The sequence below is a fragment of the Rhizobium sp. Root1203 genome (genome assembly GCF_001424945.1).
Lineage (GTDB): Bacteria > Pseudomonadota > Alphaproteobacteria > Rhizobiales > Rhizobiaceae > Rhizobium.
In genome coordinates, this window is sequence record NZ_LMCW01000001.1 from 136,822 (window position 1) to 157,681 (window position 20,860).

The 20,860-nt window shown below is 60.5% G+C and carries 19 protein-coding genes and 3 pseudogenes; 18 read left to right on the forward strand and 4 right to left on the reverse strand.

The window, feature by feature from the left end; genetic code table 11:
* Positions 1–14 precede the first annotated feature (14 nt).
* From flgA to rfbC, 10 genes are all read left to right on the forward strand, one after another.
* Complete coding sequence (gene flgA / locus ASC97_RS00750; RefSeq protein WP_057466450.1) at positions 15–497, forward strand: flagellar basal body P-ring formation chaperone FlgA; 483 nt, start codon at positions 15–17, stop codon at positions 495–497.
* The gene (locus ASC97_RS00755; protein WP_057466451.1) at positions 494–1,612 is read left to right on the forward strand and encodes a flagellar basal body P-ring protein FlgI; all 1,119 of its coding nucleotides are present in this window, start codon (positions 494–496) and stop codon (positions 1,610–1,612) included. Before flgA ends, ASC97_RS00755 begins: the two co-directional genes overlap by 4 nt.
* Complete coding sequence (locus ASC97_RS00760; protein WP_443216723.1) at positions 1,612–2,157, forward strand: MotE family protein; 546 nt, start codon at positions 1,612–1,614, stop codon at positions 2,155–2,157. The genes ASC97_RS00755 and ASC97_RS00760 overlap by 1 nt, the downstream gene beginning before the upstream one ends.
* Positions 2,154–2,870 carry a flagellar basal body L-ring protein FlgH gene (gene flgH, locus ASC97_RS00765; protein ID WP_057466453.1) on the forward strand — a complete coding sequence of 239 codons (717 nt, stop codon included), beginning with the start codon at positions 2,154–2,156 and terminating at the stop codon, positions 2,868–2,870. Before ASC97_RS00760 ends, flgH begins: the two co-directional genes overlap by 4 nt.
* An 11-nt stretch (positions 2,871–2,881) precedes the next feature.
* A complete protein-coding gene (locus ASC97_RS00770; RefSeq protein ID WP_057466454.1) occupies positions 2,882–3,400 on the forward strand; it encodes a flagellar basal body-associated FliL family protein in 519 nt (172 codons plus the stop codon).
* Entirely contained in the window at positions 3,397–4,134 is a 738-nt protein-coding gene (gene fliP, locus ASC97_RS00775) for a flagellar type III secretion system pore protein FliP (RefSeq protein WP_057466455.1), read from the forward strand. The genes ASC97_RS00770 and fliP overlap by 4 nt, the downstream gene beginning before the upstream one ends.
* 230 nt (positions 4,135–4,364) lie before the next feature.
* Positions 4,365–5,138: a glucose-1-phosphate cytidylyltransferase gene (rfbF, locus tag ASC97_RS00780; protein ID WP_057466456.1), complete on the forward strand. Its 774-nt coding sequence runs from the start codon at positions 4,365–4,367 to the stop codon at positions 5,136–5,138.
* Positions 5,129–6,232: a CDP-glucose 4,6-dehydratase gene (rfbG, locus tag ASC97_RS00785; RefSeq protein WP_057466957.1), complete on the forward strand. Its 1,104-nt coding sequence runs from the start codon at positions 5,129–5,131 to the stop codon at positions 6,230–6,232. Before rfbF ends, rfbG begins: the two co-directional genes overlap by 10 nt.
* A gap of 88 nt (positions 6,233–6,320) precedes the next feature.
* On the forward strand, positions 6,321–7,574 hold the full coding sequence (locus ASC97_RS00790; RefSeq protein ID WP_057466457.1) for a glycosyltransferase family 2 protein: 1,254 nt from the start codon (positions 6,321–6,323) through the stop codon (positions 7,572–7,574).
* Positions 7,575–7,652: 78 nt separating this feature from the next.
* Entirely contained in the window at positions 7,653–8,204 is a 552-nt protein-coding gene (gene rfbC, locus ASC97_RS00795) for a dTDP-4-dehydrorhamnose 3,5-epimerase (RefSeq protein WP_057466458.1), read from the forward strand.
* Positions 8,205–8,336: 132 nt separating this feature from the next.
* Here the strand turns inward: rfbC and ASC97_RS00800 are convergent, their stop codons facing one another.
* The 3 genes from ASC97_RS00800 to ASC97_RS00810 all read right to left on the reverse strand — a co-directional run bounded on the left by ASC97_RS00800 (position 8,337) and on the right by ASC97_RS00810 (position 11,553).
* The gene (locus ASC97_RS00800; RefSeq protein ID WP_057466459.1) at positions 8,337–9,098 is read right to left on the reverse strand and encodes a TylF/MycF/NovP-related O-methyltransferase; all 762 of its coding nucleotides are present in this window, start codon (positions 9,096–9,098) and stop codon (positions 8,337–8,339) included.
* Positions 9,099–9,229: 131 nt separating this feature from the next.
* Positions 9,230–10,324: an FkbM family methyltransferase gene (locus ASC97_RS00805; protein ID WP_057466460.1), complete on the reverse strand. Its 1,095-nt coding sequence runs from the start codon at positions 10,322–10,324 to the stop codon at positions 9,230–9,232.
* On the reverse strand, positions 10,321–11,553 hold the full coding sequence (locus ASC97_RS00810; protein WP_057466461.1) for an FkbM family methyltransferase: 1,233 nt from the start codon (positions 11,551–11,553) through the stop codon (positions 10,321–10,323). The genes ASC97_RS00805 and ASC97_RS00810 overlap by 4 nt, the downstream gene beginning before the upstream one ends.
* A 119-nt stretch (positions 11,554–11,672) precedes the next feature.
* Here ASC97_RS00810 and ASC97_RS00815 point away from each other — a divergent pair, with 119 nt between their 5' ends.
* The 3 genes from ASC97_RS00815 to ASC97_RS00825 are packed head-to-tail and all read left to right on the forward strand — an operon-like array spanning position 11,673 to position 14,826.
* The gene (locus tag ASC97_RS00815) at positions 11,673–12,536 is read left to right on the forward strand and encodes an NAD-dependent epimerase/dehydratase family protein (RefSeq protein ID WP_057466462.1); all 864 of its coding nucleotides are present in this window, start codon (positions 11,673–11,675) and stop codon (positions 12,534–12,536) included.
* Positions 12,533–13,609, forward strand: a complete 1,077-nt coding sequence (locus ASC97_RS00820) for a radical SAM protein (RefSeq protein WP_057466463.1) — start codon at positions 12,533–12,535, stop codon at positions 13,607–13,609. The genes ASC97_RS00815 and ASC97_RS00820 overlap by 4 nt, the downstream gene beginning before the upstream one ends.
* Entirely contained in the window at positions 13,606–14,826 is a 1,221-nt protein-coding gene (locus ASC97_RS00825) for a glycosyltransferase (RefSeq protein WP_057466464.1), read from the forward strand. The genes ASC97_RS00820 and ASC97_RS00825 overlap by 4 nt, the downstream gene beginning before the upstream one ends.
* A gap of 72 nt (positions 14,827–14,898) precedes the next feature.
* On the opposite strand, the gene ASC97_RS00830 is transcribed toward ASC97_RS00825, so the two are convergent.
* Positions 14,899–16,860 (reverse strand): O-linked N-acetylglucosamine transferase, SPINDLY family protein, encoded by a 1,962-nt coding sequence (locus ASC97_RS00830; RefSeq protein ID WP_200959432.1) that lies wholly within the window; start codon positions 16,858–16,860, stop codon positions 14,899–14,901.
* Positions 16,861–17,250: 390 nt separating this feature from the next.
* On the opposite strand from ASC97_RS00830, the pseudogene ASC97_RS00835 reads away from it, so the two are divergent.
* The 5 genes and pseudogenes from ASC97_RS00835 (at position 17,251) to ASC97_RS00845 (ending at position 20,669) form a co-directional block, all read left to right on the forward strand.
* Positions 17,251–18,058: pseudogene (locus ASC97_RS00835) on the forward strand (flagellin N-terminal helical domain-containing protein).
* 283 nt (positions 18,059–18,341) lie between these two features.
* Positions 18,342–18,621: flagellin N-terminal helical domain-containing protein (locus tag ASC97_RS34995; RefSeq protein WP_443216722.1), on the forward strand; the 280-nt coding region annotated here is incomplete at its 3' end.
* A gap of 1 nt (position 18,622) precedes the next feature.
* Positions 18,623–18,976: pseudogene (locus ASC97_RS35000) on the forward strand (flagellin N-terminal helical domain-containing protein); the annotation flags it as partial.
* A 1-nt stretch (position 18,977) separates the two neighbouring features.
* Positions 18,978–19,504, forward strand: a pseudogene (locus ASC97_RS36130) (flagellin); the annotation flags it as partial.
* 256 nt (positions 19,505–19,760) lie between these two features.
* Positions 19,761–20,669 carry a flagellin N-terminal helical domain-containing protein gene (locus ASC97_RS00845; protein WP_057466959.1) on the forward strand — a complete coding sequence of 303 codons (909 nt, stop codon included), beginning with the start codon at positions 19,761–19,763 and terminating at the stop codon, positions 20,667–20,669.
* The last annotated feature ends 191 nt before the right edge of the window (positions 20,670–20,860 follow it).

Consider the following 20,860-nt stretch of genomic DNA (forward strand, 5'->3'; position numbering starts at 1 on the left):
GGAAGAGCCGAAACATGATGTTTTGCCGGGTTAGAAACATCCGCGGATGGGCAGCTGCCGCCGCGATCGTCGTCACCAGCATTGTCTCACCACCGGCAGTCGCTGCCGGAATGGGCTATGCCGTGGTTCCCACGACGACCATCTACCCCGGCGAAGCCATCTCCGGTGCCCAGTTGCAGGAGGTGGAGGTGACCAATCCGAATCTGGCGGGCGACTATGCAAAGTCGATTGGCCAGGTCGAGGGGATGATATCCAAGCGGACGTTCCTGCCTGGACGGACCATCTCGATTTCGGCGCTGCGCGAACCCTACACGGTGACGCGTGGCTCTTCGATCCGTCTGGTGTTCACGCTGGGCGCGATGACGATCTCGGCTGCGGGATCGCCGCTCGAAGACGGTATGACCGGCCAGCTCGTCCGCGTTCGCAATATGGATTCCGGTGTCATCGTCAGCGGCACTGTGCTCGCCGACGGCACAATACACGTGGCCGCAAAATGAAGATATTTTTTCGCCTTTTCATCACGCTTGCATTTCTGTCTCCGAACTTTGCGTCGGTCGCGCCTGCTGCAGTGACGTCGCGCATCAAGGATATCGCCTCGCTTCAGGCGGGCCGCGACAATCAGCTGATCGGCTACGGCCTGATCGTCGGCCTTCAGGGGACCGGCGACGGCTTCCGTGCTTCGCCGTTTACCGAGCAGTCGATGCGCGCGATGCTGCAGAATCTCGGCATTTCGACGCAGGGCGGCCAGTCCAACGCCAAGAATACGGCCGCCGTCATGGTCACGGCCAACCTGCCGCCCTTCGCAAGCCCGGGCAGCCGCATCGACGTCAGCGTCAGTTCGCTCGGCGATGCCACGTCGCTGCGCGGCGGTACGCTTGTCATGACCTCTCTGTCGGGTGCCGACGGCCAGATTTATGCCGTCGCCCAGGGCTCGGTCGTCGTATCGGGCTTCACCGCCCAAGGCCAGGCGGCGAGTGTCACCGAAGGTGTCACCACCGCCGGCCGGGTTCCGGGAGGTGCCATCATCGAACGCGAATTGCCTTCGCGCTTCAAGGATTCCGTCAATCTGGTGCTGCAATTGCGCAACCCGGATTTCTCGACCGCCGTCCGGATCGCCGACGTCGTCAACGGCTATGCTTCGCGTCGCTTCGGCGGCCCTGTTGCCGAGGCGAAGGATGCCCAGGAGGTGGTCGTCCAGAAGCCTCGGGAAGCCGACCTTACGCGCCTCATGGCGGATATCGAGAACCTCGCCGTCGAAACCGACACGCCCGCCAAGGTCGTCGTCAACGAGCGCACGGGAACGATCGTCATCGGAGCGGACGTGCGCGTCTCGCCGGTTGCCGTGAGCTACGGTACGCTGACCGTGCAAGTGACCGAAACGCCGCAGATCATCCAGCCTGAGCCGTTTTCTCGCGGTGTCACCGCTGTCCAGCCGCAGACGGATATCGCGGCCCAGAAGACGGGTGGCAAGGTGGCGTTGCTCGACGGACCCGATCTCAAGACGCTGGTGGCGGGCCTCAACAATATCGGCGTCAAGCCGGACGGTATCATCGCAATCCTGCAGGGCATCAAGTCTGCCGGTGCGCTGCAAGCGGAGCTTGTGCTGCAATGATGAAGTTTTCGGGTCCGAGCGTGGTTCTTCCTGAACTGATGCGCCGTCTGGCGCTGCCCGCTGCCGCCATCGTGCTGTTGACGATTCCAGGCGCCTTTGCGCAGGAAGCACGGTCGACCGTCGGCGGCGAGCTCACCTCGGAAGAGGAGATCAAGCAGTTCTGCACGAACATCGCCGATCCGGCCCGCGACCAGCGCTACCTGCTGCAGAAGCAGGAGCTGGAGAAGCTGCGCGCCGATGTCGACACCCGCATTGCCGAGATGCAGAAGCGCAAGGACGAATATCAGGACTGGCTGAAACGCCGGGATGTCTTCCTGAAGCAGGCCGAAGCGGGCCTGACCGATATCTACAAGAAAATGAAGCCGGACGCCGCTGCCTCGCAGCTTCAGGAGATGAGAATCGAAGTCGCTGCAGCCGTCGTCATGCGGCTCAACCCGACGCAGTCGAGCCTGATCTTGAACGAGATGGATCCGAAGAAGGCGGCGATCATCGCCAATATCATCGCCAGCGCGTCCGATCCCAATACGTCGAAGGACCCCTCATGAACAAGCTCCTCCCGGCGGCAATCGGTGCCGTAGCTATTCTCGCAGGCTGCGCGTCGCCGCAAGCGGTCAACGAGATCGGCCGAGCTCCCGCCATGAGCCCGATCGGCAGCGGCCTTGCCTATGGCCAGACGTCGCAGATGTCGATGTATCCGAAGCAGCCGCGGCAGGTCGCCCAGGGCTATTCGCTCTGGAGCGATTCCCAGGCCGCGCTGTTCAAGGACGCGCGTGCGCTCAATGTCGGCGATATCCTGACCGTCAACATTCAGATCAACGACAAGGCGAAGTTCGAGAACGATACCAGCCGCAGCCGGACCAACTCGAGCGGCCTCAACTGGGACGTCAATGCCAACGTCATGGGTTGGAACCCGTCGTCGAAGACCGATGTGACGTATGGTTCCGATACAAGCACCGACGGCAAGGGCAAGATCGACCGCTCCGAAACACTGAAGCTCATGGTCGCCGCCGTAGTCACCGGCATCCTTGAGAACGGCAACCTGGTGCTAAGCGGCTCACAGGAAGTTCGTGTCAACCAGGAAATCCGGATTCTCAACGTCGCCGGTATCGTGCGTCCGCAGGATGTCGATGCCGACAACCAGATCTCCTATGAGAAGATCGCCGAGGCGCGGATCTCCTACGGCGGTCGAGGCCGCCTGATGGAAGTGCAGCAGCCTCCGCGCGGCCAGCAGGTCGTCGATCTCTTCTCGCCGCTCTGAGGTCGAATACGATGGCAAATGCAGAAGCGCCCGAAGGCCAGTCGAAAAAGAAGTCGGCCGCCATGATGACCGTCGTGGGTCTTGCCGTCCTGACGCTGCTCGGCGGCGGCGGCGGCTGGGTCGTCGGCGGGATGGTTGCTCCCAGCATCAAGGGGGCGGCACAGGTAGAACAGGCCAAGGAAGCCAAGGACGCTTCCACGCAGAAGAAGGAAGGCGAGACTGGCCTGCCGCACATCTCGACGGAAGCCAACAACGTCGTGCAGCTCGAGCCCATCACGTCGAATCTCGCCTATCCCTCGGAGAACTGGGTTCGCCTCGAGATTGCGCTGCTGTTTGACGGTCCGCCGGACGTGAAGCTCGCCGAGGATATTCATCAGGACATCCTGGCCTACGTACGGACGGTTTCGCTGCAGCAGATCGAAGGCCCGCGCGGCTTCGAATATCTTAGGGATGACATCCAGGAGCGTGTTGACCTTCGAGCGCAGGGACGCGTATCGAAGATCATGTTCAGGACCTTCGTCATCGAATGATTCGATTCCTCGTGATTTTGGCTGCCATGATGGCGGTCCCGGAGCTGGCGCATGCCCAGCAATTGCCGACGAACCTGCTGAACCTGCCGGTTGACGGTTCGGTCGCCGCGTGGATCATCAGAACCTTCGGCCTGCTCACCGTCCTTTCGGTCGCGCCGGGCATCCTGATCATGGTGACGAGCTTTCCGCGCTTCGTCATCGCCTTTTCGATCCTGCGCAGTGGCATGGGCCTTTCGTCGACGCCGTCGAACATGATCCTCCTGTCGCTGTCGCTTTTCATGACCTTCTACGTCATGCAGCCGACCTTCGATCAGGCGTGGCAGACCGGCGTGCAGCCGCTGCTCGTCAACCAGATCAACGAACAGCAGGCAATTGAGCGGATTGCCGAGCCGTTTCGGACGTTCATGACCCACAATACGCGCGAGAAGGACCTTGCGCTCTTTGTCGATCTCGCGCGCGAGCGCGGCCAGACGGTCGATACCGGCGAGAAGGTCGACTATCGCGTGCTGATCCCCGCTTTCATGATTTCGGAAATCCGCCGAGGTTTCGAAATCGGATTCCTCGTCGTGCTTCCGTTTCTGGTCATCGACCTGATCGTTGCGACCATCACCATGGCGATGGGCATGATGATGCTGCCCCCGACATCGATCTCCCTGCCGTTCAAGATCCTCTTCTTCGTCTTGATAGACGGCTGGAACCTGCTCGTCGGCAGTCTGGTGCGATCGTTCCACTGACGATTGCGTCGTCCGCTTCGATTTCACCGCGAAAAACCCAATTTCTTACCCGTGACGATGCAGTGTCGATCTTCTCGGGCAGGCAAGGTTCACACAAGAGTTTTCCGGAATAGATGGGGACATACCTGCTACCGGATTGTCTTCCATATGACCCATGAATGCCCCTGGTTTCCCGCTCCGGACACGATAGTCCGAGGTCGCCTTTTCCGCATTGAGCCACGGCGGTTCCCATGAAGGTCGTCATCCTTGCCGGCGGCCTGGGCTCCAGGCTCGCCGAGGAAACGTCGGTTCGTCCCAAGCCGTTGGTCGAAGTCGGCGACAAGCCGATCATTTGGCATATCATGAGCATCTACGCTCATCACGGCCTGAACGATTTCATCATCTGCGCCGGCTACAAGGGCTATATGCTGAAGGAATACTTCGCAAACCTCGCCCTTCATCATAGCGACATCACGGTCGATCTCGGCCGCAACAGCATCGAATACCACGGCGGTTCTGCGCCGAACTGGCGCGTTACGGTCATCGACACGGGGATCAACACGCTGACCGGCGGACGCATCAAGCGCATCCGCAAGTATTTGCGCGACGACGAGCCCTTTTGCCTCACCTATGGCGACGGTGTCGCCGACATCGATATCACCGCGGAGATCGCGTTCCACCGCAGCCATGGGCTCGACGGAACGGTCTGCGCCGTTCTTCCCCCGGGCCGGTTCGGCGCGCTCGAAATGTCCGGAGATCTCGTTTCGAACTTCGCCGAGAAAGTGCGCGGCGACGGGCAACGGATCAACGGCGGCTTCCTGGTTCTGCAGCCCTCGATTATCGATCATATCGAGGGAGACGAAACGGTCCTCGAGACCGGCCCCCTGGAGAAGCTGGTCAGGCTCGGCCAGCTCGCGGCGTTCCGCCATGACGGGTTCTGGCGGCCCATGGATACGCTTCGCGAACGCACGGAACTCGATGACTTGTGGCGATCGGGCAAGGCGCCCTGGAAGGTCTGGGCATGACGAATTTCTGGGCCGGGCGCCGCGTCTTCATCACCGGGCATACGGGCTTCAAGGGTGCCTGGCTCTGTCTGTGGCTGGAGCGCATGGGCGCCGAAGTCCATGGCGCGGCCCTGGCCGCCGAGCCTGGCTCGCTGCATCAGCTTGTCGCTCCCTGGCCGGGACAGCATCATACGACGCTCGATATCCGCGACCGAGACCGATTGACGGCGGCGCTGCAAGCCGCGCGGCCCGAGATCGTCATCCATATGGCGGCCCAGGCACTGGTTCGCCGCTCCTATGCGGACCCGGTGGAGACGTTCGCCGCGAATGTCATGGGCACGGTGAACCTGCTCGAAGCCGTTCGCGCATCGGGAACCGTGAGCGCGGTGCTCGTCGTCACATCGGACAAGGTCTATGAGAATCACGGCGAAGGCCGGCCGTTCTCCGAGCTCGACCCCCTCGGCGGCAAGGACCCGTACAGCAATTCGAAGGCCTGCGCCGAACTCGTCTGCAGGAGCTATCGCGACAGCTTCATGGCCAAGGAAGGCATTCTGGTTGCGACCGCGAGAGCTGGCAACGTCATCGGGGGCGGCGATTGGGCAGAGGGCAGGCTTGTGCCGGACTTCATGCGCGCCGTCAGCGATGGCAGGAGCATCAGCCTGCGCTATCCCGACGCCGTGCGCCCATGGCAACATGTGCTCGAACCGCTCAGCGGCTATCTCGCGATGGCCGAGGCACTCGCCACGCGCCAGGGCGGACTGCCGGAGGCGATGAATTTCGGGCCCGACCCCGACAGCTTCGCAACCGTTGCCGACGTCGTCGACGCCCTCAGCGCCGCCTGTGGTTTGGCGAGGGGGTGGGAAATGGCTCCCGGCGCACATCCGCCGGAGGCAGCCACCCTGACGCTCACTTCGCAGCTTGCCGCCGCCTCGCTCGGGTGGCGGCCAAGGCTCGACCTCGGCGAGACGATCGAGTGGACGTCCGCCTGGTACGCGGCTCATCGCGCGGGACGGGATATGCGCTCCTTCACGCTCGACCAGATCGCGCGATACGAAGCGCTGGCGCCGACGAGTGCGCTCGTATCGGTCCATGCGCGCATGGCCATGGCCGGCTAGACGGTTATCGCCATAACGAAATTCAGGTGAAGACGACGAGCGCGCGGCGGCGATTTCGAGCTGCTCGGCCGCTCAGGGAGACTGCGAAATGACGACCGGGGATATCAAGCTCAGCATCTGCATTCCGACCTATAACCGGTCCGCTTTCTTGCGCCGCACGCTGCAATACTATCGCGAAACCGTCGATCTCCCCTTCGCCTATGAAATCGTCATCTCGGACAACGCTTCGACGGACGATACCCCTGCGCTGGTCGAGGAGTTCATCGGTTACGGCATGCCGATCAAATACTTCAGGCGCGCCACCAATGGCGGGCTTGAAGTCAATGTCATGAGCACCTTCCATCTCGTCGGGGGCAGGTACGCCGTCTACACCGGGGATGACGATCGGCTCATCATGGACGGCCTGAGGGAAGCGGTCGATTATCTTGACACCAACCCCGTCGTCAGCGCCTGCTATGCCCCATGGTACCAGCACAACGAGATCGAGGGTCGCGACACCCACCTTTTCTTCGAACTCGAAAGGGACATGCGCTTCGTCCGCCGCAGCTATAGCGAGGTCTTCGATTTCGTCACCGAGGGGCACATTTTCCCGGAAGCGGCAATCTTCAGTGTCTCGGCGCTACGCTCGCTGCCGATTCCAGGCACGTTCTGCTACTCTCCCTTCATGCACCTTGCCCACTTCCTCGAATTCGGCGATGTCGCGTTCCTGAAGAAGCCGTTTTATCGCTCGATCATCCAGAGTGCCATCGCTCGCGACCGCGTTCAGGCGGGGCACGACGAAGCCATGACGTCGTGGGATCGATATCGTGGAGGCCTGGAGTACTTCCTGCATACCGGATTGAAGCGTGGCGCGATGACCCTGAGCGGGGATCGCGGCAGTCGCTATCAGCAGGTGATACAGCAATTCGTCTTTGTTCGAATGAGTATTGCCCTCAAGCTGTGGCTTGGGAAAAAGAACTATCTGAAGGCTCACGAGATCTACGTGCGGCTGGCGGCAAATGGTCTTGCGGGAACGCCGGACCTCCTGCCTCTGCGGGATATACTGCCGCGCATGGCCTCGCTGCAGGCGCTGGCCTGGACCGCCGGCGCGGTTGCAGGTGTCAGCCGGCTGGTCCTTCACGGCATCGGCAACATAGAGCCGGTCGAACGAATGCTGCGCGATCTCGGCCTGCCGCAGGATGTTGCCGTGGTCGACAAGATCGACGGCGACGAGAAAGCCGACATGGCAAAATTGCTGGTCCTGGTGCCCGGCGATGCGGAGAGGCAGCAGTTCCTGGATCGGGGCTGCCTGCCGAACCTGGTTCTGCGCGAAACGGATCTCTCGGTTTCGATCCTGGTTTAGCCGTCGGCGTCTGCTTGCCGGCCACGCTTGATCCGGCATCTGGGCGCTCCGTCGTTTCCCACAAGAGGATGTTCGAAAATGGACATACAACCGCTCGGCCTATCCGGCGTATTTTCCATCGCGATCGAAAGGCGCACGGACGAACGGGGGTTCTTCGCGCGCTCCTTCTGCGTGCAGGAGTTTGCCGACAAGGCGCTGGAGGCGACGTGGGTACAGGCGAACACCTCGTTCAGTGCCGCGAAAGGCACCGTGCGTGGCATGCATTTTCAGCGCCCGCCGAAAGCCGAGGTCAAGCTCGTCCGTTGCGTTCGCGGTGCAGCACTCGACGTCGTCGTCGATATCCGTGCCGGGTCGCCGACCTATGGACGTTGGATCGGCTACGAACTGACGGCCGAAGCGCGCAACGCGATCTACGTTCCGCACGGGTTCGCCCATGGCTTCCAGACGCTGGAGCCGGATACGGAACTCATGTATTTCGTGTCGGAATTCTATTCGCCGGTGGACGAGGGCGGCCTTTGCTACAACGACCCGCAACTGGCTATCGCCTGGCCGCTACCTGCTGCGAACGTCTCTCAGAGGGATCTCGCTCACCCGTCGTTTTCGGAGCTGCAACCGGTAGAACTTGGCTGACCGGAAACCAGGGCCGCGGCCCACGCGGCCGTTCCGCATGCGCCGAAGGCCTTGTAAATCCCTTGATAGACAACAACGCCCGGTCGAAGCCGGGCGTATGATTTTCTGGGCGATGGGTGAACCCCGTCGGCGTCACTCCTTGACGAGATACGCTCCCGGCGCGTTTGCCCAGGGAAAGCGGCGCAGCGGCGTCTTGATACCGCGCTCCCTGGCGAACTCGTCCCAGGCGATCGTTTCGCCAGGCCACTTGCTCGTGGCGTATTCGTCAAGAACGATCACGCCGCCGGTCACCACCCGGTCCCAGCAGCGATCGAGCACGAGCTTCGTCGGCTCGTAGATGTCCACATCGAGATTGATGAGGCAGAACCGGGCTTCCGGGTTTTCGTCAAGCCAGTGGGGCAGGGTCTGGTTGATGTCGCCGGTGACGATGTTGCCGCGATTGGTCGGCAGCACGCCATCCTCGTTGTGAAGTTTCATGAGTTCCATGAATTCGTCTAGGAAGCTTTCCGAACTAAGGCCGCCCGGCGTCTTCTGAATGCGCGTGTCGGTGTCTCCGTCCTGCTCCGCAAGGCTCGGGAACCCGGCAAAGCTGTCGAAGCCGAAAACCTTCTTGTGGGTCGCCGTCGGTGTGAAGACCTCAAGGAACTTGTGCCAGCTGAAGAAGGACTTTCCGTAGTAGACACCGAACTCGACGTAGTGCCCGGGCAGATCCTGAGTGAGCTTGAAGAGCTCGTAATGGGCGAGTTGGCGGATGAACGAGCGGCGGCTGGCATAGACCGGGAAGAGGTCCATGTAGTGGCGAACGTCATGCGGCCATTTCTGCGTGATGGCGGCGAGCTTGGTGAAGTAGGAATTCTCGCCATCGGAGGGATAGAAGAACGTATCGGTCTGCATGTCGGAATAGCTCCGTTAGGGTGAAACTTTGTGCAGTGATGTCTCACCGCTGCTTGTCCGGGGCGAGCCGGCTGGCCTCGAAATCGATGAGGTTGCGAGGATGGAGCCCAATGACATCGCGCGCCCTGCGTCTAATCGGCCCATGCGTAGAGCACGCTTTCCATGAACTGCGGCGAGTGGTGGCGGAGCGCCATTTGGTACTCTGGGACCAGCTGCTTGAGACGGACTGCGATTTCATGAATATCCGATGGATAGTGATAGACGCATATCGCGAGCTTTGGCCTGAAGTTCACGATGGTCGCCTGCGCGCCTTCGATCAGCGCCATCTCCATGCCTTCCACATCGGCTTTGATGAACGTCGCCCGTCTGCTGTCAAGATACGCGTCGAGAGACTGGATTTGAATCGGGACGCCGGTATCGGACGGTGAATCGTTCATCTCGAGCTGCAGGCTTTGCAGCTGTCCGCTGTGCGTCGCCGACGCCATGGTGGCGCTCCCCGCACCCAGGCCGACTTTGTTGAGTTGGATTGCGTCTTGCGGCAGGGCCCACTCGTCCGATAGCCGGGCGATCCTCTTCGACATTGCCTGGAACTGCCGGACGCCCGGTTCAAAGGCGTGAATCTCTTTGAACACCCCGTAATGTGCCCACAGGAAGCGCTCGATGCTATCGCCAGTATAGGCGCCGGCGTCGACATAGGTCTCGTTTTCGGCACCGCAGAATCTTGGAAGGCAAAAATACTGGTCCTTCTCGAAGATCTCTTCGCAATAGCGCCGGTCTCCGCTGAGCATTACCATCAGTATCGACTGCAATACGTGCTGGGAACGCTCGTCCGCGAAAAGCGGTGCCACGCCGGCGAAATCGTCTAGGTGACCTGCGGCGTAGTATCCATCAAATGAGACGTGCGGGATTGCCCGGTCCGCAAGGTAGCGCGAAACTGCGCCGACGGCATGCCGGGCTGTAATGAAAACGAGATCCGGACGGATGCTCTCGACCTCGTCGGCCCCATGAATTGTCACGCCGCATACGGTGCCGCCGGCCTTCGCGGGGTCGCCATCGAAGCAGGCCACGAGGTTCATTCCTTGCTGGACGAGCCACTTTGCCGCCCAGCGACCGAGAAAACCTGTGCCGTAGATGGCGACGCGCGCGTCAGGTCTGCCGACGATGCCAGCCGAGGCGGCCTTCGCCGCCTCGACTGCCGGCATCAGTTTGTCCACGGAGAACGTCATGCGTTGTGTCTTTCCTCGGGTATTGCATAGACGACCGCTCCGGTGCCGCACCACCCGTGCAGCCGCATGAGGAAGCGGTAGCCTTCCAGGTTTTCCATCAGCCAGGCTGGCGTGCGCCAGATCCCGTCGTCGTTGTGATAGGTGGTCGCGGCGATGATCGGGCGATGCCGCGCGATCGTCTGCCGGGCGCCCTTCAGGGCCGGCAGCTCTGCGCCTTCGAGGTGGAGCTTCAGGAAGGTCGGCGAAAGTTCGAGGCTGTCGATCGTCGTCGTCAGCCGGAAACTCGCTCCCGTCGCGGCGATCTGGGACGCGTAGCCGAGCCCGTCGTGAAACGGTTGCTTGCGGCTTTCGGTGTCGAGCAAGGCGTCGATGACCTTGATCCGGCCGGCGATCTCGGGCGGCAGCTTTGCAATGGTTTCCAGGCAAATGCTCCGGCTTGCACCGTCAGGTTCGATTGCTGCGATCGAAGCAAACGCGCCGTCCGTTGCCTTCAAAAAGCGCTGGATGACATGGCCGTGATGCGCGCCGGCATCGAGAAAGACCTCGTCGTCGGCCAGCAGCTGCATGACTTCAGGAATGAAGAACCTGTCGTGCGTCGCCACGGGAGCTGTGGAGAATACCCATTCCTGCCGCAATCTGCGCCAGGCGAGGAACTGCAGGTGGTGAGCCCGAGACGCATCGTCCGCCCATCGGTCCAGCACCGCTGATGTTTGCGCGGCGTCTTCTGCGTCAAACGGCTCTGCGAACCAGCCGTTCGACAGCGGATGCCGGTCACGGAACGATTCGGCGATGTCGTAGAACGGCACGACATTTGCCCACCCATCGGCCCTCAGGGCTGTTTCAAGCGCGCGATAGGGGCTGGTGACGACGCTGACGGCCAGAAGGGCGCTTGTCTTGAATTCCTGCGGCACATCGGCGGGCGCAACGACGTTCAGGCCGCTCCAGGCCGGGCTGGACGAGAGCTGTTCCGCATTTCGGTCGACGACCATTGCGATGCCGCAGCCGACCGCTTCGAGGTGTGCCCGTGCGAGCAGGCCGAGTTCGCCGCCGCCGTAGAGAGAAAGCGGTTGCCTGGGCGCCTGGGGCTGCCGGTCGGTCGAATCGTCTGCAATCTCGAGAAGCAGCCGCTTTGCCGACCGACGGTCGCACGCCGCCCCAATGTCTCGGGCAGCGGCGGTTTCGTCGTTTCTGGCCTCGCTTGCCAGCGCTGCGGCTGCCCGCTGCTCCATTCCGTTCTCTCGGTCCTGTTGCTAGGTTCACACCGGCAAAAACCCTGATTCGGATTGTTCCAAATGCTCCCAAATTCAATAGGACCAGTTATCATGCACTACCTTTCCCGGGGCTTGTCATGGCTCGCGTAGTCCTCACCGGCGCAACCGGCTTCGTCGGCCGTCAGATTCACAGATCGCTCGTGGATGCCGGTCACGACGTGAGCGTCGTGCTGCGTCCGGGATCCGAAGCGCGATTGGTCGCGCCCGTCGATCGGGAGGGCTTGGTCACGAGCGCCGACCTCTTCGCCGAAAGCGGGGAGTGGTGGAAGACGGTCCTCACGGGCGTCGATGCTGTAATCCATTGCGCCTGGTACGTCGTCCCGGGGAAGTATCTGGACGCGGCGGAGAATTTCGATTGCGTAAGCGGAACGTTGCGGATGGCAAGTGGCGCTGCGGCAGCCGGCGTCCGCCATTTCATAGGCGTCGGCACCTGCTTTGAATACCGACTTCCCTCGGAAGCTCTCGCTGTCGACTCCGAACTATCACCCGCGACACTCTACGCGGCATGTAAACTTTCCGTTTACCATATGCTGACACAGTTCTTCACGAAGCAGGGAACTGACTTTTCCTGGTGTCGTCTGTTTTATCTCTTCGGAGAAGGCGAGCATCCGGCGCGTCTGGTTCCCTACGTTCATGAACGGCTGGGCAAGGGGGAGGTCGCGAGGCTTTCCGCGGGAACGCAAAGACGCGATTTTCTCGATGTGGTCCAGGCTGGGGCGATGATCGCCAATGTGGTTGCCACAGGTCAGTCTGGCGCAATCAACATATGTTCAGGTAAATCGACCACGATACGCCAACTGGTGGAGGCGATCGCCGACGAATACGGCAGGCGCGACCTGCTCGAATTCGGTACGGCCGCCATTCATCCATCCGATCCGGCCGCTGTCGTGGGTATCTGCAACGCTATGCTACCCAATCGGTCGCCGGAGTCGAATTCATGAAAGCCCAGTTGAAGCCGCGTATCAATCTAGACGACCGTACGCCGCTCGAGACGGTCATCCCGCTATCGACGCCGTTTATCGTCTTTGTGGATCCGGCAAGTTCCTGCAACTTCAAATGCACATTCTGCCCGACCGGTCACCGCGACATGATTGCCGAGACCGGGCGTTATCAGGGCGCTATGAAGTACGAAGTATACCAGAAGGTCATCGACGATCTTGCAGCGTTCGAAAACCCGATCAAGGTTCTGCGCCTCTACAAGGATGGCGAACCGCTGCTCAACAAGCGTTTTGCCGACATGGTCGCCTACGCCAAGAAGAGCGGCTACATCGAATACATCGACACCACGACAAACGGCACTTTCATAACGCCCGAGCGCATGGCGCCAATCATCGCGGCAGGGATCGACAAGATCAATATCTCCGTCGATGGCATGAACGTCGAGCAGTACATGAAGTTCACGGGCTTCAATTTCAATTTCCCGAAGTTCGTCGAGAACGTCAAATGGCTCTACGACAACAAGGGCGACTGTGAAATTTCGATCAAGATTCCCGGAGAGCTGATCAGCGAGGCGCAGAAGCAGGAGTTTTTCGACACGTTCGGAGACTACGCGGATCGTATCTTCATCGAGAATTTCGCACCGTGCTGGCCAGAGTTCGACATCGAAAAGCATACCGGCGTACAGATCACTCAGGGCATCTACCAGCAGGAAATCGGCAACACCGACACCTGCCCCTACATTTTCTACGGCTGCTCTGTGAACGCGGATGGTCTCGTCAGCTCCTGCTTCCTCGATTGGGGCCGCAAGCTGATCATCGGCGATGCCCGCACGCAGACGATGAAGGAAATCTGGAACTCCGACAAGATGAACAGCCTGCGTCTCCAGCATCTGGAAGGTCGCCGCTGCGAAAACCAGACCTGCGGAAATTGCGGACAGCTCACCCACTGCCTGCCCGACAGCATCGACGAGCATCGCCCGATGCTGCTCGAACGGTTCCGGAACCTCGTCAAGATCAACCCTGACGTCCCGGCTCCCGGCGGCGTGCGAATTCCGTTCCCCGTAGCCGCGGAATGAACGTTCTGCATCTGACGCCGCACCTGGGTGGCGGCGTCGGCAAGGCCCATGCGGCGATAGCGGCCGCCAGCTCGCGGGATGTCCGGCGCACCTATTTTCTTCTCGAGGAGCCGCGCGATCGGCGCTTCCCGTCCCTCGTCGAGGCTTCCGGCGCGACGCTGATGACAGGCGGGCCGGCCGAACTTCAGGCCGCCGTCGAGGCGGCTGATGTCGTCCAGATCGAGTGGTGGAACCATCCCCGCCTTTACCAATGCCTCAGCGGATGGAGCCTCCCGGCGATGCGCTCCGTCGTGTGGGCGCACATCTCCGGTCTCTTTCCGCCCCTGCTGCCGGAGCGTCTCGCGGAAATGCCGGATCGACTGCTTTTCACCTCGCCCTGCTCGCTGCAGGCAGACAATCTGCGGGACCTTCCACCGTCGCTGCGCACGAGACTTGGCGTGGTCAACAGCGGCTTCGGCTTCGGGACTGTCGCAGACGCGGTGCAGAACCCCTCCAGGGCCGTCTATCTCGGAACCGTCGATTTCGTGAAGATGCATCCTGCTTTCTTCGAGATTGTCGATGCGGTCGGGCACAAGGACTTCAGCGTCGAGATCTGGGGCCAGTTCGACCCGCAAGGCGAACCGGCGGCACGCGCGGCCGCCATGCGCCAGCCGGCGCGCGTCTCGCTCGAAGGTGCGCACGGGGATCCGCAGTCGATGCTGTCGGAAGCGGGAATACTGGTCTATCTCCTGCGCCCGGATCACTACGGCACCGCCGAGAACGTTCTTATCGAGGCCATGTCGCTGGGCGTTGCGCCGCTGGTCATGGCCAATCCGGCCGAGATGGCCGTCGTCGAGGACGGCCGAACCGGGCTTGTGGCGACCGACCCGGCAGACGCAGCCATCAAGCTCGCCTGGATGCTCGATCATCCGGAGCAGGTATCGGCCATGGGGCGGGCAGCGGCAGCGACGGTCGCGCGAACCCACATCCCGTCTTTGTCGGCGCAGGCACTGCAGACGTGCTACGCAGAGCTGCTGTCACAGCCGAAACGCGTGGTCGATTTCAGTGAATTTCTTGGCAGCGACGCCGCTCGCTGGTTTCTGTCGACACAGACGCGCCCCGGCAACGTGCTCGCGATCGCTGATTTCTCGTCGTCCGGCGCGGCATCGAAGGGCAGTCTCGCGCACTTCCTGGCATGCATGCCGGAGGACGTCACTCTCAGATCCCTGGCAAATTAATCCGGTACCATCTGCCTTGACACAAACTTGTGGTGCGGGGAGCATCTGACAACGCTCCCCGCCACAGGTTGGTCAGCCAAAGTCGAAGAGCTTGTAACCGCCGGTCTCAGCCGGTGTCGCGATGGTGTCTTCGACGCTGAACGGTTCATTGCGGACCGGTCTCGCCGGCACGTCGATGTGGTCGGGAACCAGTCCCTGTTTGGCGCGCGCAACGGCCATTTCGTACGCGGTCTCGATGTGGCGGCAGAAGCGCTCAGCGTCGAACAAGGGCTTGATGTGCCTGTTGTCCTCGATGGTCTGCTTCAACGCTTCGATCCGCTCGGGGTTTTCGTAGAGTTCAACGGCCAGGTCTTCATAACGCTGAACGTCAGGCGCCACGAGTTCCGGCAGCCCGATCGCGTTCAGCAGGCTCTCGCTCACACGCGACGCAAAATTCGTGCCCTTGAGCGTGAGTACCGGCAGTCCGCCCCAGAGCTGTTCGGAGGTCGTGGTGTGGCCGTTGTACGGCCATGTGTCCAACGCGAGATCGGCCGCCTGCTGGCGATCGATGTGTGTCTGGTAGTCGGCGCGCGGGCAAAAGATGACGCGTTTCGTCGGAATGCCCTGCTGCTTGAAATATTGCTTGAGGTTGGCCTCTGCGGCGGGAGACATCGCCAGAACCCACAGCACGCTGTCCGGGGCTCTTCGCAGGATGTTGCACCAGACGTCGACGGTGGCGGGCGTGATCTTGCGGCTGCCGTTGAACGACGCGAACACGAATTTGTCCTCGGGCAAGCCGAACTCTGCGCGACCTGCGGCGCGCGGTCGCGGCCGGTGGACAGGATCGTTCGGTTGATAGGTGTCCGGAAGGCGGATGAACTTCTCATGATAGTGCGGCTTGGAGGTCTCGGGCAGAACGTATCTGTCGCCGATGATGTAATCGAGATCCGTGTCGATCGCGCTGCCTGGAAAGCCCAGCCAGGAGACATGAACCGGCGCGACGCTATGGTTCAGAATGCTGTAGCGCGTCTCGAAGGTAGGGCCTTTCAGATCGACGAGAACATCGATCTCGTGCTCCCGCATAAGCGTAGCCGCCTCCTCGTCGGTCATGCCGACGATCCGGACGATGTTGCCCCAGCGGCTTCGGTCTGCCTTGTTGCGCGCAATGCCTTTCTCGTCGGTATGGCAATATAGCGTTACCTCGAAGCGGTCGCGATCGTGAAGCTCGAGCACGCGACGCAGGAGTTTCATGGTCGCGTGATCGTCAAAGAGGTCGTTCGACAGATATCCGATACGAATCTTGCTCGACCAGTTGTGCGGCCGGCTTCTCCGCTCCGCCACATGCGCCTCGCTTATGGGCCTGTGACGACCCTTCGCCAGTCGGTTCAGCGCCTCGTCACCGCACCATTGCAGGACATAAAACTCCGTGTCGTGCTGAAGGATGTCATGCTCGCCTTTTGCCAGCAGCTCGTCCACCAGACGCTGATGCCGCTTCACGGACGTCAGATCGCAGACTGCGCGGGCGAAGATCAGATACAGCATGCGCATCGACACGATGTCGGGGAAGCGCTTGAAAAGACTGCGTGCGAGGAAAGCCTGCGATTGGTCGTTCGGATCGTTCCGGAGCAATCTCACCGCAAGACGCGTGTGCTCGACGTTGCCGCTTTCGGCGAGAATCTTTCGGAAAGGGCTGAGCAGGTCGTCGCGTCCCCGTTCCTGGTAGATCGAAGCAAGGATATAGGCGATGTCGGCGTCGAGGTGTCCTTGTGCCATCAACCGCAGCCCCAGCAGGAGCGCATCTTCCTCGTTGCCGCACTCGTGATGGAGCGCGGCAGCCCTGCGCGTGAACTCTATGCCGCTGGAGCCTCCTGCCTCTCCGGCGAGGGCAAAGGCCCGGGCCGCGTCCGCCTTCATTCCCAGCTGAAGCAGGGTTTTGGCAAGAAGCCCGTATGTCTTGGAATCTTTCTGGGTCTCCAGAAGCGCGTTGAGCGTCTCCAGGGATTTCACGTAGCGCCCGCTTTGGTAGTCTTTCGATGCTGCGGAAAACGAAACCATACTGTTCAAGGTCAACCCCGTTCAATCTTCAAGCTGTGAGCACCAATCTGCGTTCGCTGATGGACGAGCGTCGCGGCTTTGGTAGCAATCCAATAGTTACGCTTGCATACGAAGCTTGCCCGTAGCGGGAGGCGCTATCCGAAGTCTCCCCGCCGGGCCGGGTGTCAAATCCGGCGGCGTATGGTCACGATTAATTAACCATTTGTATCGGCTCAGGAATTTGCACCCGCATTTTAATCAGTTTGCAAGATTTAGCTGCAAAATTGTTCCTCGACATGACGGGTTTGGTCCTGAAAAAAATCGGCCAAGTAGCATGAAGCTGAACCGTCATTGCCGGTAAATAAGTCCGGTAATGTCCTCCATTGTATCTAGTTTTCGGGGACGAAACCAATGACAAGCATCAACACCAACAACTCCGCAATGGCCGCTCTGCAGACGCTGCGCAACGTCAACAGCAATCTGTCGAAGACGCAGAATGCCGTTTCGTCTGGCGAGCGCGTTGCCAAGGCTTCAGACAACGCTGCCTACTGGTCGATTGCAACGACCATGCGTTCCGACAACAGCGCTCTTTCGGCTGTTTCCGACGCTCTCGGCATGGGCGCTGCCAAGGTCGATACCGCTTACACCGCAGTTCAGAGCTCGATCGACGTCGTGACGGAGATCAAGGCCAGCATCTGCTTCGTTCAACGGTCAGAACTGGGTACAGGCCAGCGTCGGCGCAACGATGAGCGTCGTCTCCTCGTTCGTTCGTGACTCCTCGGGCGGCGTTTCCGTCACCACGTCGAGCTACACTGCTACCGCTACCGACCTGCTGTTCGACACGGCCGGCACCAACGGCATCCTCGGCACCAACGGCGCGAAGTTCACGACGGCTTCGATCTCGAGCTTCTCGATCAGCTCGACCTCGACCAAGGGTGACATCGACAACCTCATCTCCGACACCGAATCGGCTCTGAAGAAGATGACCGCCCTCGGCTCGAAGCTCGGTTCGATGTCCACGCGCATCGATCTGCAGAGCGATTTCGTCTCCAAGCTCAGCGACTCCATCAAGTCTGGTGTAGGCCGCCTGGTCGACGCCAACATGGAAGAAGAATCGAGCAAGCTGACGGCTCTCCAGACCCAGCAGCAGCTGGCAATCCAGTCGCTGTCGATTGCAAACTCCTCTTCGCAGAACATCCTCTCGCTGTTCCGCGGCTGATAAGTCCAAGCAATACGGAAAACATCGGCGGCCGGGGGAAACCCCGGCCGCTAATGTTTTAACGTAGGGTTAACAAAAATATAGCTAACCCACGGATAATTTTGAGAATATTCGGTTTTCGCTTCAGCTTTTCTTAACCATATTGCCGTTAGATGTGCCTATCGAAACGGCGAGTTGAACCAGCAAACAAGACGCGTTCAACAGGCATGAAGCTGGCCGCCGTTCCCGGCAACAGATCCGGAATGTCCCTTCTTTTTTTCAATCTGCCAAAGGGGCAAATAAGATGACGAGCATTCTGACCAACAACACCGCAATGGCCGCTCTGCAGACGCTGCGCAACGTCAACAGCAGCCTGTCGAAGACACAGAACGCCGTTTCGTCTGGTGAGCGCGTCGGCAAGGCTGCTGACAACGCTGCCTACTGGTCTATCGCAACGACCATGCGTTCTGACAACGCGGCCCTCTCGGCTGTTTCCGACGCTCTCGGCATGGGCGCTGCCAAGGTCGATACCGCTTACACCGCAGTTCAGAGCTCGATCGACGTCGTGACGGAGATCAAGGCCANTCGGCTGTTTCCGACGCTCTCGGCATGGGCGCTGCCAAGGTCGATACCGCTTACACCGCAGTTCAGAGCTCGATCGACGTCGTGACGGAGATCAAGGCCAAGCTCGTTGCCGCCACCGAAGAAGGTGTCGACAAGACGAAGATCCAGGACGAAATCACCCAGCTGCAGGCTCAGCTGAAGAGCGTTGCAGCATCTGCTTCGTTCAACGGTCAGAACTGGGTACAGGCCAGCGTCGGCGCAACGATGAGCGTCGTCTCCTCGTTCGTTCGTGACTCCTCGGGCGGCGTTGCCGTCACCACGACGAGCTACATCACCACGGCAACCGGCGCACCCTGCCGTCGTCCTCCGCCGGTTNCATCTGCTTCGTTCAACGGTCAGAACTGGGTACAGGCCAGCGTCGGCGCAACGATGAGCGTCGTCTCCTCGTTCGTTCGTGACTCCTCGGGCGGCGTTGCCGTCACCACGACGAGCTACATCACCACGGCGAACGACCTGCTGTTCGACACGGCCGGCACCAACGGCATCCTCGGCACCAACGGCGCGAAGTTCACGACGGCTTCGATCTCGAGCTTCTCGATCASCTCGACCTCGACCAAGGGTGACATCGACAACCTCATCTCCGACACCGAAACGGCTCTGAAGAAGATGACCGCCCTCGGCTCGAAGCTCGGTTCGATGTCCACGCGCATCGATCTGCAGAGCGAATTCGTCTCCAAGCTCAGCGACTCCATCAAGTCTGGTGTAGGCCGCCTGGTCGACGCCGACATGGAAGCAGAATCGAGCAGGCTGACGGCTCTCCAGACCCAGCAGCAGCTCGCTGTTCAGTCGCTGTCGATTGCAAACTCCGCTTCGCAGAACATCCTCTCGCTGTTCCGCAGCTAATAAACGGACGCCGAAAGGCGCCCTGGAAGCACAAGGCGCCGGCATCCGGCGCCTCATATGGAAGGCCGCGCTCGCAGGAGTGCGGCCTTTTTTCTGTTCGTTAAGTATTTGTTAACCAAACTGATGTTTTCTGGCGTCAACGAAACGGTATGTTAACCAAACCTAACAGGCGGTTAGCAGGCATGACGCTGATTGCCGTTCCCGGTGTCTTCCGGAGTGTCCCTTGATCAATTTTGCCGTAAGGGGCGATTTTTTTATGACCAGCATTTTGACGAACGTTGCGGCTATGTCCGCGCTCCAGACCCTGCGCAGCATCAACGGTAGCCTCGAAGAAACACAGAATCGCGTCTCCTCCGGCTATCGCGTCGCCGAAGCCAAGGACAACGCCGCCTATTGGTCGATCGCGACGACCATGCGCTCGGACAACAAGGCGCTCTCGGCCGTTTCCGACGCTCTCGGCCTGGGTGCGGCCAAGGTTGACACGGCCTATTCGGCAATGGACAGCGCCATCGACATCGTCAGCGAAATCAAGGCGAAGATCGTTGCGGCGACGGAAAAGGGCGTCGACAAGACGAAGATCCAGGACGAAATCTCACAGCTTCAGCAGCAGCTTCTGAGCGTGGCAGGCTCCGCGTCGTTCTCCGGCGAGAACTGGGTTGCCGGCAACACGACGAAGAGCGTAGTCTCCTCGTTCGTCCGCAGTGCGAACGGCCAGGTTGCAGTCCAGACGACCCAGTACGTCCTCGATGACAGCACCAATGGCAACGTGCTGTTCGGAATGGATACCACCGGCGCGATCAATACCACATCGGGCATCATCGGCAGTTCCTCTGGCACCGTCGGTTCGATCTACAGCATGAATATCGCCAACTTCACCCCGGCCGACATCAACCTGGCGCTGACGGCAGTTGAAGCCGGCCTGAGCGCCCTGACCAAGGCTGCATCGCAGCTCGGCTCGATCTCGACCCGCATCGATCTTCAGGACAGCTTCGTGTCCACTCTCAGCGACTCGATAGATTCGGGTGTCGGACGCCTGGTCGATGCCGACATGGAAGAGGAATCGAGCAAGCTGACGGCGCTGCAAACACAACAGCAGCTGGCGATCCAGTCGTTGTCGATTGCAAACTCCAGCGCTCAGAATGTCCTGACCCTGTTCAAGAACTAAGCGACGGCGCTCAGCGCTCTGCGACCGATCGAAAGCCGCGTCCTCCGATGCGGCTTTCTCTTTGTTTTCGAAGCAATTTTAAAGGTTGCGCGAAGCTTGCGGCCCACAATTTCCACACCTTGCGCGCGTCGTCGCGGTTGGTTAAATTTCCTTAACAGTTGATTTGTTTCAGCGACGAGCCGACCTGGAAG